The organism is Nitrospirillum pindoramense, assembly GCF_007827955.1.
Lineage (GTDB): Bacteria > Pseudomonadota > Alphaproteobacteria > Azospirillales > Azospirillaceae > Nitrospirillum > Nitrospirillum amazonense_B.
Genome location: NZ_VITR01000008.1, coordinates 224996 through 239339, shown reverse-complemented (window position 1 = coordinate 239339; position 14344 = coordinate 224996). Strand labels below are relative to the sequence as shown.

The following is a 14344-nucleotide window of genomic DNA, read 5'->3' as shown; positions in this document are numbered from 1 at the left end:
TTCCGCACGAAGGTGCCGCCGCCATGCCGCGTTTCCTCCACCTATTCGCCCCCGTCGCTTTCGCCCTGTCGCTGCTGATGGCGCCGATGGAGGTGGCGTCCGCCGCCGAGACGGCAGGCTTGTCCTACGGCGTGGCGGAGGGACGCAACATCAACCAGTTCGTGCGCGCCGGCGACGTGGCCGCCCATCTGGTGCTGCGCGCCGGTGCCGATCCCCGCGTCATCGTGGCCTTTCCAGCAGGCAACAGCGGCGTGGGCCTGTGGCTGGACGTGCCGCAGGGCCAGGGGTCGGGTGACTGGACCCTGACGGCGCCGCCCACACCCGTGACGGAAAATGACGCGCAAGGCCGACCCTTGCGGGGAATCACCTTCGAGGCCCGCCTGGCGGCGGGCAGCGTTGGCATCCGCCAGGCGGTGCTATCCAGCACCCGCGTCCTGCGCGACTATGATGCCTTGCACACCGTGCCCGACAGCATCAGCCCCGACCTCCTGCGCGACGGTGGCCGCTTTTCCTGGGCCCGCGACCGTCTGGACGGGAAGCCCGGTTACCGCCTGTCCGTCGAGGTGGTGCACGGCCAGGCGACGGACACGGCGCTGCTGGCCGCCCCCGACGGCAGCATCGGCCTGCGTATCACCGCCCTGACCGGGGAAACGCCGCTGACCCCCCTGCCGGCTGAGGCCCTGTTGAACGACCGTGCCGCCCCCGACACGGCCGCCCGCGATACCCTGGCCTTCCTCAGCTATCAGGAGAAACTCCTGGCCGGGTCCTGGCGCTTCGACACCTACTTCGGTCGCGACACCATGATGTCGGTCATGCTGTTGATGCCCGCGCTGCGGGCGGAGGCGGTGGAGGCCGGCTTGCGCTCCGTTTTCGCCCGTCTGTCCTTGATCGGGGAGGTCGCGCATGAGGAGGACGTGGGCGAATTCGCCATCCTGGACCATCTGAAGCGCGAGGCCACCGCCTCTGATGAGCCGGTCTACGATTACAAGATGATCGACAGCGACTTCATGCTGTCGGTGGTGACGCGGCCGTGGCTGCTGGACGATCCGCGCGGCCGGGCGCGCGCCGGCGCGTTCCTCGCCAGCGGTGACGGCCGGGACGCTCAGGTGGGCCCCGTGGGCCGCGATCTGGTGCAGAACCTGCGGTATGTGGTGCTGCATGCCGCCGCCTTCGCCCGTGAGCCGCGCTATTCCAACATGATCCGTCTGAAGCATGGCCTGCCTGTGGGGCAATGGCGTGACAGCGCCGCCGGCCTGGGCGGCGGCCTCTATGCCTACGACGTCAACGCCATTCTGGTTCCAGCGGCCTTGGACGCCTGTACCGCCCTGCTGAAAAGCGGACTGCTCGACCCCTACCTCGACCCGGGTGACCGGCCGCTGCTGTCGCGGGCCGCCGGCATGGCGGCGGTGTGGCGGGCCAAGGCGCCGCCGCTGTTCACCGTCACGGTGCCGGAACGGCGTGCCAAGGCGGCGGTTGGGGCCTACGCCCGCGACCTTGGTGTCCCGGACACGGCCGCCGCCCTGGGCCGTGGCGCTGTCCGCTTCCATGCGCTGTCGCTGACCCGTACGGGCGACCCGGTGCCGGTCATGCATTCCGATGAGGGCTACGGCCTGCTGTTCGGCCGGCCCGATGCCCGCACGCTGGATCAGGTGGCGGCGAGCCTGCTGCGTCCCTTTCCCGCGGGCCTGATGACGGATGCCGGCATGGTCGTGGCCAACCCGGCCTTCGCGCCGGCCGACGTGCAGGCCCGCTTCACCCGCAGCGCCTACCATGGCAGCGTGGTCTGGTCCTGGCAGCAGGCCATGATGGCGGCTGGCCTGGACCGTCAGGCGCGGCGGTCGGATTTGCCTGCCGGCACCCGGCGGCGTTTGCGCCAGGCCCAGGCGGCACTTTGGCAAGCCATCGACGCCACGCGGTCGTTGCGCAATTCGGAGCTTTGGTCCTGGTCCTATCAGGACGGGCGCTACCAGCCCGTCGCTTTTGGCGCCAGCGGCGGCGATGCCGATGAGGCCAACGCCGCCCAATTGTGGAGTACCGTCTATCTCGCTGTTCGGTCGCCCCTGGGGCCGCACTCCGGCCGGTGAAGGGCGCGGGGTCGGAAATGGCCCTTTACCAAATTTGCGCAACCGCGATAGAACGGGAACCCGTTTCCTTGTTTCACCGCTCCCATGGGCGGTTTTTCCCGAAACCCGAGGACGAAAAAATGGCACAAAAGCTCGCCTGGGGCCGCGCTTGGCACGGGCGCAGTTATGATTTGGGCCGCATGACCCTGGCGGACCTGTGGGGCGCATACCTCACCCATCCCGCGATCCAGGTTTACGCTGTCCTGGCCGTCCTTGCGGCTGGCTACGCCGCCGTGACGGCGGACAGTGCCGTTCCGCCGGCCCTCGCTGTCGTGGCCGTCTTCCTGGTGTACCCGATGGCCTGGTACCTCATCCACCGCTACATCCTGCACGGCCGCTGGCTGTACAAGATGAAGTGGAGCGCCACCCTCTGGAAGCGCATCCATTTCGACCATCACCAGGATCCCCACCTGCTGGAGGTCCTGTTCGGTTCGCCGCTGAACACGCTGCCCACCATCGCCTGCGTGACGGTGCCTGTCGGTTATGCCATCGGTGGCTGGCCTGCCGCCGCCGCCGCGCTGTCCATGGGCCTGGTCCTGACCTGCGTGTATGAATTCATCCACTGCATCCAGCATCTGAATTACAAGCCCACGAACCCGTTCATCCTGAAGCTGAAGCGGGATCATCTGATCCACCATTTCCATAATGAGGATACCAACCTGGGTATCGTCAGCTTCACGCCGGACCGGTTGTTCGGCACCTATTTCGCTTCCGCGCGTGACTGCCCCAAAAGCGCCACCGTCTTCAATCTAGGTTATGACGTGGCCGAGGCGCAGCGCTATCCCTGGGTGATGCGGGCGACCGGCGCGCCGCCGCGGGACCGTCCACCGTCCGCCTTTGCCGCTTCTGAGACAGGGGGTGCCGCCTCGTGAGTTCGGTTGAGATCATTCCGGTCGCGGGTGCCGCCCTGCTCGACCGATTCATCCGGCTGCCCGAGGGGCTGCACAAGGACGATCCCCACTACATCGCGCCGCTGCATCTGGAACGTAAAGAGGCGCTGACCAGCAAGAACCCCTTCTTCGGCCATGCCGATGTCCAGTTCTGGCTGGCGCGGCGGGACGGCCGCGACGTGGGCCGGATCAGCGCCCAGATCGACCATCATGCCCGGGCCCGCGACCCCGGCGCCGCCGGGCAGTTCGGCATGATCGCCGCGGTGGATGACGCCGCGGTGGTGAAGGCGCTGCTGGATACGGCGGCGGCCTGGCTGCGCTCACGCGGCATGACCCGCATGCAGGGGCCCTTCAACCTCAACATCAATGAGGAGATCGGCCTGCTGGTGGATGGGTTCGATACCCCGCCCATGCTGCTGATGGGGCATGACAAGCCCTACCTGGGGCCGCGGTTGGAAAAGCAGGGGTTGGCCAAGAATAAGGATGTCTACGCCTATCTCTACGACATCACCCAGCCACTGCCCGCCGGCGCCCGCCGGCTGATCGACCGGCCCTTGCCCAAGGGCCTGACCGTCCGCCGCATGGATTTCAAGCGGTACGATGACGAGATCCGGGCCGTCACCTCCATCTTCAACGATGCGTGGCAGGACAACTGGGGATTCGTGCCCCTGACGGAGATCGAGACCGATCACCTGGCGAAGTCGTTGCGGCCCTTGCTGGACCCCCGTCTGGTCCGTTTCGTGGAAGTGGACGGACAGGCGGTGGGCTTCATCGTCTGCCTGCCGAACCTGAACGAGGCGATCCGCGACCTGAACGGCCGTCTGCTGCCCTTCGGTTGGGCCAAGCTGTTGTGGCGCATGAAGGTCGCGGGCCTGAAGACCGCCCGTGTGCCGCTGATGGGCATCCGCAAGTCGGCTTCACAAGGCGTGATCGGCAGCCTGCTGCCCTTCCTGCTCATCGACGCGGTGCGCAAGGATGCCGCCGCCATGGGGTTCCAGCACATCGAACTGTCCTGGATTCTGGAGGACAACATGCCCATGCGCCGCATCAACGAAAGCCTGGGCGGCGTCGCGTACAAGACCTACCGCATCTACGGCAAGGACCTGTGAGACCCAAGCCGCCGCTTGGCTTATTTCAGCCAGCCGGCGGCCCTGTACCAGGCGACGGTGTCGCGGAAACCTTCGGCCAAGCCGATCCTGGGGGCGTGCAGGGCGGCGGGCAGCAGTTCTTGCGGCGTCACCGTCCAGTCCGGATGCAGGATTTCGCGCGCCTTGCCCTCGGTGAAGATGGGTGCCGTGCCCCGTAACGCCCCCCATCGGGACGAGAGCCGTCCGGCCGCCAGCAGCAGCGGTCCCGGTATGTCCACCAGGCGGGGTGGGGCGGAGCGCCCCATCGCCTGGGCGGCCTGGCGCATCACCTCGGCCATGGGATAACCGCCCGGGGTGTCATCGGCCAGGGCCCAGGTGCCGCCGGCCGCCAGATCCGCGTGTGGCCCCATGGCCACGGCCGCGATGGCGGCGGCGGCGTCCGTGACATGGACCGCCGCGATGCGCCCAGTCCCGACCAGCACGGCCCAAGGCCAGCGTGCCGCCTGGAAGATGGCCAGGGTCTCGCGATCCCCGGGGCCATAGATCATGGGCGGTCGCAGGATGGTGAGGTGACGCGGCGTGTCGGCGTAGACCAGGCGCAGCGCGTCCTCGCCCGCCCGCTTGCTGGCGGCGTAGGGGGACAGGTGCGGCTCTCGCGCGGCGAGGGAGGAAATGGCGACGAGTCGCGCGCCGGGCGCCGTCTCCCGCAGCAGCCGCGCCGCCTGGGCGGCGCCGTCGCGGTTGACGCGCAGGAAGGTTTCCCGGTCCCGCGCTTTGATCAGCCCGGCGGCATGGATCAGGACGTGGGCGTCCTTGGCCAGGCGCCGCAGGGCGCCGTCGTCGGCCAGATCACCCGGCACGACCTCCACATCGTCACCTACCCCTGCGGCCGGAGGCCGGCGGGCCAGGATCCGCACGCGCGCGCCCGCCTTGGCCAGGACCTGGACAAGATGTCCGCCGAGAAAACCCGTCGCCCCCGTGACCGCGACCAGGGGCGCGCCCGTCATGCGCTCTTGGCCACCGGGGCGGCGTTGGCGGCGGTGAAGGCGCCGTCCAGGTACATCGCCCGCGCCCGGCTGCGACTCAGCTTGCCCGACGTCGTCTGGGGCAGGCTGTGCGGCGGGACCAGGACAATGCGCGACAGGACGCCGTGCCGACTGCGGAAGACATTGGCGATGGCGTCGGTCAGCGAGTCCCGTGCCGCAGGATCCGGGCTGCGGCATTGGACCAGCGTCACCACTTCCTCTTCCAGGCCGTTATCGACGGAGAACACCGCGACGTCGCCGCTGCGCAGGGAGGCGACCTCCGCCTCGGCTGTCCATTCCAGATCCTGAGGCCACAGGTTGCGGCCGTTGACGATGATCAGGTCCTTGGCCCGGCCGGTGATGACGATCTGGTCGTCCAGCAGATAGCCCAGGTCGCCGGTGTCCAGCCATCCCTCGGCATCCAGGACTCGGGCGGTTTCCTCGGGCGCACCGTAATAGCCGGTCATCAGGCTGGGCCCGCGGACGAAAATGCGGCCGATGCGGCGCTGCGGCTGCGGTGAGCCGGCCGCGTCGCGCACCTCGATCTCATGCTCGGGCAGGATGCGCCCGCACAGGACGAAGGTGCGGCTGCGGTCCCCGTCGTTCGCCGGTGCCACGGCCCGGTGCTCGTTCTCCAGGACGATGCTGTCGACCACGTCGACCTGCGCGCCCTGGCCCCTCGGTGTGAAATTCAGGGCCAGGGTGGCCTCCGCCATGCCGTAGCTGGGCACGAAGGCGCCCGCGCTGAAGCCGTTGGCGGCGAAGCGGCTGGCGAAGTTGGCCAGCACCTTGGGCCGAATCATGTCGCCGCCGATGCCGGCGCTGCGCCAGCTCGACAGGTCGATGCCGTCGGTCGGCAGAGTCTCGGCACGCCGGGCGCACAACTCATAGCCGAAGGACGGGCTGTAGGAGATGGTCCCCCGGTTGCGGCTGATCAGGTCCAGCCAGATCAGCGGCCGGCGCGCGAACTCCCGCGTCGGCAGCGTGTCCACCGACACCTGGCAGGCCATGGGGATCAGGAGGAAACCGACCAGGCCCATGTCATGGTAAAACGGCAGCCAGGACACGCACCGGTCGCCGTCGCCGATCATCAGCCCGCTGCGGCCCACATGGGCGGCGTTGCTGAGAAAGGCGCGGTGGGTGACGGCGATCCCCATGGGGAAGCGGGTGCTGCCGGATGAGAATTGCAGATAGCTGATGCCATCCGGGTCCTGCGGCGGCAGGTCCCCCTGATGCGGCGCCACCGTGGCCAGCTGGTCCAGGGTGCCGGACATCCTGAGGCCAAGCCCCGCCACCGCCGGGGCCAGCCAGTCGCCCAGCATGGCGGGACCGAAGGCCGCCGTCGCCCCGCAGCTTTCCAGCATGCGCCGGATGTGCGCGATGTAGGTATCCTTGCCACCGAAGGCGGCGGGCAGGGGCAGGGGGGCTGGCACCAGGCCGGCATATTGGCAGGCGAAGAAGGCGCGGACGAAGTCGCCGTCGCTTTCGGCGATCAGGCCGACGCGCTCACCCGGCTGCAAGCCGGCGCCCAGCAGCCGCCGGGCGAGCGTGATCGCCTCGTCCCGCAGCCTGGCGTAAGTAAGCGCTTCGCTGAGTACACCTTTGCCCGAGTAAAAGTTGAAGCCGGTGGGGCCTTGTGCCGCGTAATCCAGCGCTTCGGCGATGGAGCCGAAATCCGCGTAACGCACGGGAAGCCCAGGACGATGGGAGGGTGTGGCTGACGTCATAGTCGGAATTCTAACCTAGCTCTACCGTGGCTAGCTGAAAGGCTGCTGACAGCTATGCAAATTAGTAGCTAAAACGCAATATGCGCGCGGGTGGAGGCTCCCTCCCGAAAAGGTGCTGGCATCGCCTCTCGCAGCGACCGGGTGTTCAGGATATGACTTAGCAGAAATATGTCAGTGCTGTTTCTAAGCTGTTTCACGCATTATCGTCATGCAAGTGCGCGGGGTATCGCCGCTGCAACGATAGGCTGTCCGCAACAAAATGCGGCAGACGTGGTTCCGATAACCTAGCAACTCACAGGTTACGTCATGCAAAAGGGCAAAATCCGTATCGCCATTGCGGGGATCGGAAACTGCGCGAGCGCGCTCATCCAAGGCATCCACTACTACACGCCGGAACGGTGCCGGGAGGGTGTGGTCGGTCTCATGCACCGCGAGATCGGCGGTTACCTGCCGTGCGACATCGAGGTGGTGGCCGCTTTCGACGTCGATGCCCGCAAGGTCGGCACGGATGTGCACCGCGCCATCTTCGCCAAGCCGAATTGCACCAAGATTTTCCAGGCCGACATTCCCGACAGCGGCGTCATCGTGAAGATGGGCCAGGTGCTGGACGGCATTTCCGAGCACATGGCCGACTATTCCGAGGATCGGACCTTCGTCCGCTCCGACGCGGTCGAGCTGACCAAGGCTGAGATCGTCGCGGAACTGAAGCGCACTGGCGCCGAGGTCCTGCTGAACTACATGCCGGTGGGTTCCGAACAGGCCGCCCGCTTCTACGCCGAGTGCGCGTTGGAGGCCGGCCTGGCCTTCGTCAACAACATGCCGGTGTTCATCGCCAGCGATAAGGCGTTCGCCGACCGATTCAAGGCGCGCAACCTGCCCATCGTCGGCGACGACATCAAGTCCCAGGTGGGCGCCACCATCACCCACCGCGTGCTGACCGACCTGTTCGCCAAGCGCGGTGTGAAGCTGCTACGCACCTACCAGCTCAACACCGGCGGCAACACCGACTTCCTGAACATGAAGAACCAGGCCCGCCTGGTGTCCAAGAAGACCTCGAAGACGGAGGCGGTGCAGGCCGTCGCCCACAAGCGCATCGAGGATGAGAACATCCACGTCGGCCCCAGCGATTATGTTCCCTGGCAGAACGACAACAAGCTGTGCTTCATCCGCATGGAAGGCCATCTGTTCGGTGACGTCCCCATGGACATCGAACTGCGCCTGTCGGTCGAGGATTCCCCCAACTCCGCCGGCGTGGTCATCGACATGATCCGCTGCTGCAAGCTGGCCCTGGACAATGGCATCGGCGGCGTTCTCGAAGGCCCCAGCGCTTACTTCTGCAAGCATCCGCCGGTGCAGTACACCGATGACGATGCCTACCAGATGACCGAGACCTTCATCCGCGGCAACACGCTGAAGCTCGCCGTCGCCAAATGAAGTGCCTGATCGTCGCCGCCGGGCAGGGAACCCGGCTGCGGGATAAGGGGCTGTCCAAGCCCCTTATCCCGATCAAGGGCAGCCCGCTGATCGAGCGGGTGATCCAGGGCGCCCACAGCGCCGGCGTCGACGAATTCGTGGTCGTCAGCGGCTACCGCGGGCAGGAGCTGCGCGCGGCTCTGGATGCGCTCGCCCCCACCCTGGGCGTGACCGTTACCCACGTCGTCAATGACGAATGGGACCGTGCCAACGGCATCTCGGTGCATAAGGCGCGGGCGCAGCTGACGGAACCGTTCCTGCTGACCATGTGCGATCATCTGGTGGATCCCGGAATTTTCCGGGCCCTGATGGCGGCCCCGGCGGGGACGGACACCGTGACCTTGGCGGTCGATTTCAACATCGACCGACCGCTGAACGATCCCGAGGATGTCACCCGCGTGAAGTGCGTGGACGGCCGCATCGAGAACATCGGCAAGGTCATCCGTGACTTCAATGCCTTCGACACCGGCGTCTTCCTCTGCACCCCCGGCATGTTCACAGCCCTGGAGGCCAGTCAAGCCAAGGGTGACGACAGCATTTCGGGGGCCATGAACGTGCTCGCGGGCTGGAAGAAGGCGCTGGTCCTGGACATTGGTGAGCGCATCTGGATCGACGTGGACGACCCCGCCGCCTTCGCCAAGGCGGAAACGCTGTTGGACGCCGGCCAGCTTTGACATTCCGGTTCTGACATCATGGAAACCAGCGAACCCGTCCGGCGGACTTCCGAGATCGAGGAAGTCACCAACCTTTATTTTATCCACCCCATTTCCGCCTGGCTGACGCCGCGTTTCGCCGCCTTGGGCATCACCCCTAACGCGGTGTCCCTGGCGGGGATGGCGTTCGGCTTGGCGGCCGGCTGGGCTTATTCCCATTACCAGGGACTGGGCTGGTCGGTGGCCGGTTTCCTGCTGATGATCGCCTGGCACGTCATGGACGGCGCCGATGGCCAATTGGCCCGTCTGACCAATGCCCAGTCCGAGATGGGCAAGATCCTGGACGGCATCTGCGATTACGTGACCTTCATCGCCGTCTATGTCGGCCTGGCGACTAGCTTGGCGCAGGAGCAGGGCGCCTGGGTCTGGCTGGTGGTCGTGGCCGCCGGCGTCGCCCATGCCGCGCAGTCAGCCGCCTATGAGATGCAGCGGCAGTGCTACAACTTCTGGGGCTGGGGGCGGAAGTCCGCCGAGCTGGCGAAACTGGACGCCCCGCCCAAGCGGGACCAGGGCGGTTTCGGCGCGCTGTACCGCCTCTATGTCCGGCTGCAATACCTCACCACCGGCGTAACCCTGGGCTTTCATGAGGATCTGGGGCGGGCTTTGGCCGCCGATCCGGCGCGGGCACCGGATATCCGCGCCGCCTATCGCGCCGCCTTCGCCCCATCGGTGCGGCACTGGTCCATCCTGTCGGCGAATTACCGCACGTTGGGCATCTTCATCGCCGCCGCCATCGGCCATCCGCTGCTGTACTTCTGGTTCGAGCTGGTGGGCTTCAGCCTGATCATGGCCGTGTTGCTGTCGCGTCAGGCGGCGCGCAACGCCCGGTTCCTCAAGGGGCTGGAACCGGCGGCGGCATAGCCGGCACCGGGCGGATGCGGTGCGACCGGTAGAACAGGTACGCCGCCAGCCCGATCAGGATGCAGGACGGTCCCAGCGCCGTCACCGCCGGGTTGAGGTTCAGCAGCAGGTCCAGCCGGTTGGAGATCTGCTGGGTCAATGAGAAGACGATGCCGATGCCGGCGCCGATGGTGATCTGCTGGCCGGTGTTCTGCGAGCGTGGCGGACCGAACACGAAGGGGGCGGCGATCAGGGCCATGGCCAGCATGGCCAGCGGCATGCCGATCTTGTTCCATAGTTCCTGTTCATAACGCACGGCGTGCTGGCCCTGGCGGGTCATGGCCCGCACGTAGCGGTACAGGGTGGTGGGCGACATGTTCTCCGGCGCCGGCATCAGATCCTGCACCCGCTTGCCCGGCAGGAAGGACTGCCACGACAGCGTTTCCAGGTGTTCGGTCTGGAAGCGCCGGGCGACGATGCTTTTGCGCGTCACCTCGCGCAACAGCCAGGGGCCCTCCGCCCCGATCTCCGCCCGTTCGGCATGGATGAAGGTCTCCAGCCGCCCGTCGTCGGAGAAGTCGTAGATGTTGATGCCGCGCAGGACGTTCTTGCTCTCGATCCGCTGAACGTTCAGGTACTGCTGCGCGCCGCCCGCCCACAGGGTGTCGCCGCTGTCCGCCAGCGGCGAATCCGCCAGGGCGGCCGACCGCTGGGTTATCGCCAAATGTTGCGCCGGCGGCACGATGAACTCCGCGATGACGAACAGCACGGCGATCACCGGCGGCAACACCTTCAGCACCGACGCGATGATGCGGATTTCGGAAACGCAGAGCGCGCGCAGGGCGGTCAGCTCCGAATCCTTGGCCAGGCTGCCCAGCGCCAGCAGCGTGCCGATCAGCATGGCCACCGGCGCCACCTGCAGCAGACGCGACGGGCTGGTCAGCAGCACGTAGACCAGGGCGTTGATGACCCGGTACTGTCCCTCGCCGACCGATTTCAGCTGTTCCACGAACTCCAGCAGGCTGAACAGTGCCGCCAGGCCCGCCGCCACCAGCAGGAAGGCCTTGAGCGCGGCGCCGCCGACATAGCGGTCAAGCTGGGTCATGGCGCGCCGTCTGTTCCGGTGGGACCCGCAGATCGCCTGCCAACCGCCGGAGCAGGGTCCGGACGTGGAACGCGACGTTCCATTGCGGCCAGTATAGCGCCGCGATCAGGAAAAGCCCCAGCAACGCCGGCGCCCACCAGATTCCCGGAATGGCGCTGACGGTGCCATGCTGCACCCAGGTCCGGGCCGAGGTGCAGAGCATGTAGTAGCCCGAATAAACCAGGATTGCCGTGCCGAACTTGGCGTAGCGGCCGCCCTGCCGCGGCTGCACGCGGCTGAGCGGCATGCCCAGCATGCCCAGCAGCAAGGTGGACAGCGGAGTCGACAGCCGCCACTGGAACTCCGCAATGTCAGCGGGGTTGCTGGACCTGGCCAAGCGCGCGGTTGGTACACCCGTCGCGCTGTATTCCTCCGGGGCGATATTGTGATTGGCTGGGTCCAGCGTGATGCTGCCCACATCCATCATCCGATCCTGGGTGGTATCGCTCTTGCCCAGGAAATAGACGTGCGCGTTGTCCAGGCGGACGTTCGAGCCGCCGTCCTGCCTCGGCGGCAGGGCGCGGGCGCTCTGGGCCAGGATGATGTCGGTGGTGTCGGGATGCTGGATTTGTATGAAAACGTCCTTGGCGGGCCCCCTGATTCCCTCGCGGCGGGGGAAGAAGATGACCCGGCCCCCATGCTTGTTCAGGTAGAAGGTGCCCGACTCCATCGCGTCCACGTTCATCGACAGCTGGGCCCGGCGGGTGATCTCGTGGGATTTCTCATAAGCCCAGGGCCGGACATGCAGCGACAGCAGCAACACGGCCCCCGCCAGCCCAGCCGACAGCATGAACACCGCGCGCAACACCATGCCGGGCGAGACGTTCAGGGCGTACATGGCCGTGAATTCGGAGTCGCCATACAACTTGCCGAACGCCATGACCACCGAGACGTACAGCGAGATGGGGATCAGCACCTCCAGCGCGATCAGCAGCTTAAGGCCCACCAATTCCGCGATGGCACCCGTGGGCAGCAGGCCGTTCACCGCATCGGACAGCAGGCCCGCGGTGCTGTAGCCGGCGAAAAGGGTGGTGAGAATGCCGAGTACAGCCGCCAAGGGCGTCGCCACTTCCCGGATCAGATAGCGTTCGATGATCAAAATCGTCCGTCGCCCCGTACGTTCCGTGAATCCAGGGCGTTACGCTACCCGGGCATGGCCCGGTCACCACCCTTAGGCATGGGGAAGGCCACCGTCACTCGCGATATATGACATCTTGCACTAATGTCTATGACAATCCGATGGCGGCCTTCTATAAAGGTTACGATGGATATATGAACCCTTCCCTAAAAATGCGACCACGGCTACGTCGGCGCCGTCGCGATATCAGGGCCAATTAAAAAGCATGGCTACCTCAATTGATCAGATCCGCACACTTGTATTCGATGCCCTTCAGGCGTCGTTGCCAAGTCCAATAGAGCTGTCGGAAGATACGAACATCACCGAAGGACTGGGGCTGGACTCGGTTGCGGTCATGGATTTCGTCATGGAAATCGAGGATGCCCTCGACATTTCCATCCCGTTGGACCGGATCGCCGAGGTCAAGACCATCGGTGATCTTATCGCCACGGCACATGACCTGAAGGGTGTCGCCTGAGCCATGGCCCTATTCGACAAGTACGCGGCGCTCATAGGCCAGTTCGCTAGTCTAGAGGCCACCGGCTACAATCCGTTCAACGTCAGTTTCGACACCGTCCTCTCCCCAACGGAGGCGATGATCGGCGCGCGGCGGATCCTGCTGTTCGGTACGAACAATTACCTGGGGCTGACCTACGACCGCGCCGTGATCGAGGCCGCAGCGGAGGCGACGCAGCGCCTTGGTGCCGGCACCACGGGGTCCCGGGTGGCCAACGGCAGCTACGGCACCCATCGGCAGCTGGAGCGGCACCTGGCCGACTTCTACGGTCGCAAGCATGGCATGGTGTTCTCCACCGGCTACCAGGCCAACCTGGGCATCCTGTCGGCGCTCGCCGGCAAGGATGACCACCTGATCCTGGACGCCGACAGCCACGCCAGCATCTATGACGGCTCGCGGCTGGGCCACGCCCAGGTCACCCGCTTCCGCCACAACGACCCCGCCGATCTCGACAATCGGCTGCGCCGCCTGGCCGACACGCCGGGCGACAAGATCATCGTGGTCGAGGGCATCTATTCAATGCTGGGCGACACCGCGCCCTTGCGCGAATTCGTCGAGGTGAAGCGCAAGTGGGGCGCCTACCTGGTGATCGATGAGGCGCATTCCCTGGGCGTCCTGGGCCGTACGGGCCGGGGCCTGGCCGAGGCCGCCGGCGTGGAGGCCGACGTCGATTTCGTCGTCGGCACCTTCTCCAAAAGTCTGGGCGGCATCGGTGGCTTCTGCGTCAGCGACATGGACGGCTTCGACATCCTGCGTGTCGCCAGCCGCCCCTACATGTTCACGGCCTCGCTGCCGCCGTCCGTGGTCGCGGCGGTGACGGAGGCGCTGAACCAGTTGCGCCACCGGCCCGCCCTGCGCCAGCAGTTGCTGGACAACGCGCGCCGCTTCCACGCCGGGCTGGCCGACCTGGGCTTCAATATCGGGCCGGAGGCCAGCCCCGTGGTGTCGGCCATCATGCCCGATCCCGCCACCGCCTTCACCTTCTGGTCCAAGTTGCTGGAGGCGGGCCTGTACACCAACGTCAGCCTGCCGCCGGCCACGCCCAAGGGCCTTGCCCTGCTGCGGTCCAGCGTCAGCGCCGCGCATTCCCGGTCGCAGATCGACCACGCGGTGCAGTTGTTCGCGGAGACGGGCCGGGCCATGGGACTGATCGGTGACCAGGCCGCGGCCCCGCCCGAGATGCGTGTGGCCGCTCAGTAATACTTCATCAGCACCGACACGGGGTTGTCCCCGGCCTGGGCAGGGATTCGTACCTTGCTCAGGTCCGGGGGCCCCAGGTACAGCGTCGGATTGTTGGAGAAACCGTACCCCTCCGCCGGGATGCCCAGCATCGTCGTGTCGAAATGGCCATTGTCGTTTTCATCATGGAACAGCGCCACCGCGTAATGGCCAGCCTGGGGCACGACGATGCAGGCCTCGGTCATCGGCAGCGTGACCGGCAGGATCTGGCGCGCCACCTTGTAGGCGCCGTCCAGGAAATGCGCCGCATCGTCCGGGTAGACGGTGATGGTGACGTTGCCCTGGGCCGAGCGCATGCCGGTTACGCTGATGCGCAGCCGAACCTGGCCGCTGTCGCCCGCGTCGCAGGCCGGGCCCGGCATGGGGGTCGCCTTTTCCGCCCACGCGGCGGTCGGCAAGGCCAGCGCCGCCAAGATACCCGCCATCATCACGCCCCGTTTCACCATGG

The 14344-nt window shown here is 66.4% G+C and carries 13 protein-coding genes; 8 read left to right on the top strand and 5 right to left on the bottom strand.

The features are described from left to right. The first annotated feature begins 23 nt into the window (after nt 1-23). The 3 genes from FBZ90_RS15390 (at nt 24) to FBZ90_RS15380 (ending at nt 4122) form a co-directional block, all read left to right on the top strand. A complete protein-coding gene (locus FBZ90_RS15390) occupies nt 24-2084 on the top strand; it encodes a hypothetical protein (protein ID WP_145733544.1) in 2061 nt (686 codons plus the stop codon). Between the two features lie 119 nt (nt 2085-2203). Then, nucleotides 2204-2995, top strand: a complete 792-nt coding sequence (locus FBZ90_RS15385) for a sterol desaturase family protein (RefSeq protein ID WP_246130433.1) — start codon at nt 2204-2206, stop codon at nt 2993-2995. After that, nucleotides 2992-4122: a GNAT family N-acetyltransferase gene (locus tag FBZ90_RS15380; RefSeq protein WP_145733542.1), complete on the top strand. Its 1131-nt coding sequence runs from the start codon at nt 2992-2994 to the stop codon at nt 4120-4122. The genes FBZ90_RS15385 and FBZ90_RS15380 overlap by 4 nt, the downstream gene beginning before the upstream one ends. A gap of 20 nt (nt 4123-4142) precedes the next feature. On the opposite strand, the gene FBZ90_RS15375 is transcribed toward FBZ90_RS15380, so the two are convergent. Both FBZ90_RS15375 and FBZ90_RS15370 read right to left on the bottom strand, forming a co-directional pair. After that, nucleotides 4143-5108, bottom strand: a complete 966-nt coding sequence (locus FBZ90_RS15375) for an NAD-dependent epimerase/dehydratase family protein (RefSeq protein WP_145733540.1) — start codon at nt 5106-5108, stop codon at nt 4143-4145. Further along, entirely contained in the window at nt 5105-6814 is a 1710-nt protein-coding gene (locus tag FBZ90_RS15370; RefSeq protein WP_420872604.1) for a fatty acyl-AMP ligase, read from the bottom strand. Before FBZ90_RS15370 ends, FBZ90_RS15375 begins: the two co-directional genes overlap by 4 nt. Before the next feature lie 345 nt (nt 6815-7159). Here FBZ90_RS15370 and FBZ90_RS15365 point away from each other — a divergent pair, with 345 nt between their 5' ends. Genes FBZ90_RS15365 through FBZ90_RS15355 form a run of 3 tightly spaced genes read left to right on the top strand, consistent with a single transcriptional unit; the run spans nt 7160 to nt 9900 of the window. After that, nucleotides 7160-8287, top strand: coding sequence for an inositol-3-phosphate synthase (locus FBZ90_RS15365; protein WP_145733536.1), 1128 nt, complete (start codon nt 7160-7162; stop codon nt 8285-8287). After that, complete coding sequence (locus FBZ90_RS15360; RefSeq protein ID WP_145733534.1) at nt 8284-9000, top strand: phosphocholine cytidylyltransferase family protein; 717 nt, start codon at nt 8284-8286, stop codon at nt 8998-9000. Before FBZ90_RS15365 ends, FBZ90_RS15360 begins: the two co-directional genes overlap by 4 nt. A gap of 18 nt (nt 9001-9018) precedes the next feature. Next, the gene (locus FBZ90_RS15355; protein ID WP_145733532.1) at nt 9019-9900 is read left to right on the top strand and encodes a CDP-alcohol phosphatidyltransferase family protein; all 882 of its coding nucleotides are present in this window, start codon (nt 9019-9021) and stop codon (nt 9898-9900) included. Here the strand turns inward: FBZ90_RS15355 and lptG are convergent. Together lptG and lptF are read right to left on the bottom strand one after the other, a co-directional pair. Beyond that, nucleotides 9872-10984, bottom strand: coding sequence for an LPS export ABC transporter permease LptG (gene lptG / locus FBZ90_RS15350; RefSeq protein ID WP_145733530.1), 1113 nt, complete (start codon nt 10982-10984; stop codon nt 9872-9874). The two genes, FBZ90_RS15355 and lptG, sit on opposite strands and share 29 nt — an antisense overlap. After that, complete coding sequence (lptF, locus tag FBZ90_RS15345) at nt 10971-12122, bottom strand: LPS export ABC transporter permease LptF (RefSeq protein WP_145733528.1); 1152 nt, start codon at nt 12120-12122, stop codon at nt 10971-10973. The genes lptG and lptF overlap by 14 nt, the downstream gene beginning before the upstream one ends. A gap of 244 nt (nt 12123-12366) precedes the next feature. Here lptF and FBZ90_RS15340 point away from each other — a divergent pair, with 244 nt between their 5' ends. Both FBZ90_RS15340 and spt read left to right on the top strand, forming a co-directional pair. Beyond that, the gene (locus FBZ90_RS15340; RefSeq protein ID WP_145733526.1) at nt 12367-12618 is read left to right on the top strand and encodes an acyl carrier protein; all 252 of its coding nucleotides are present in this window, start codon (nt 12367-12369) and stop codon (nt 12616-12618) included. A 3-nt stretch (nt 12619-12621) separates the two neighbouring features. Further along, a complete protein-coding gene (gene spt, locus FBZ90_RS15335; RefSeq protein WP_145733524.1) occupies nt 12622-13857 on the top strand; it encodes a serine palmitoyltransferase in 1236 nt (411 codons plus the stop codon). Here the strand turns inward: spt and FBZ90_RS15330 are convergent. Further along, nucleotides 13851-14342 carry a DUF2141 domain-containing protein gene (locus tag FBZ90_RS15330; RefSeq protein ID WP_211102063.1) on the bottom strand — a complete coding sequence of 164 codons (492 nt, stop codon included), beginning with the start codon at nt 14340-14342 and terminating at the stop codon, nt 13851-13853. The genes spt and FBZ90_RS15330 overlap by 7 nt on opposite strands. Nucleotides 14343-14344: the final 2 nt, after the last annotated feature.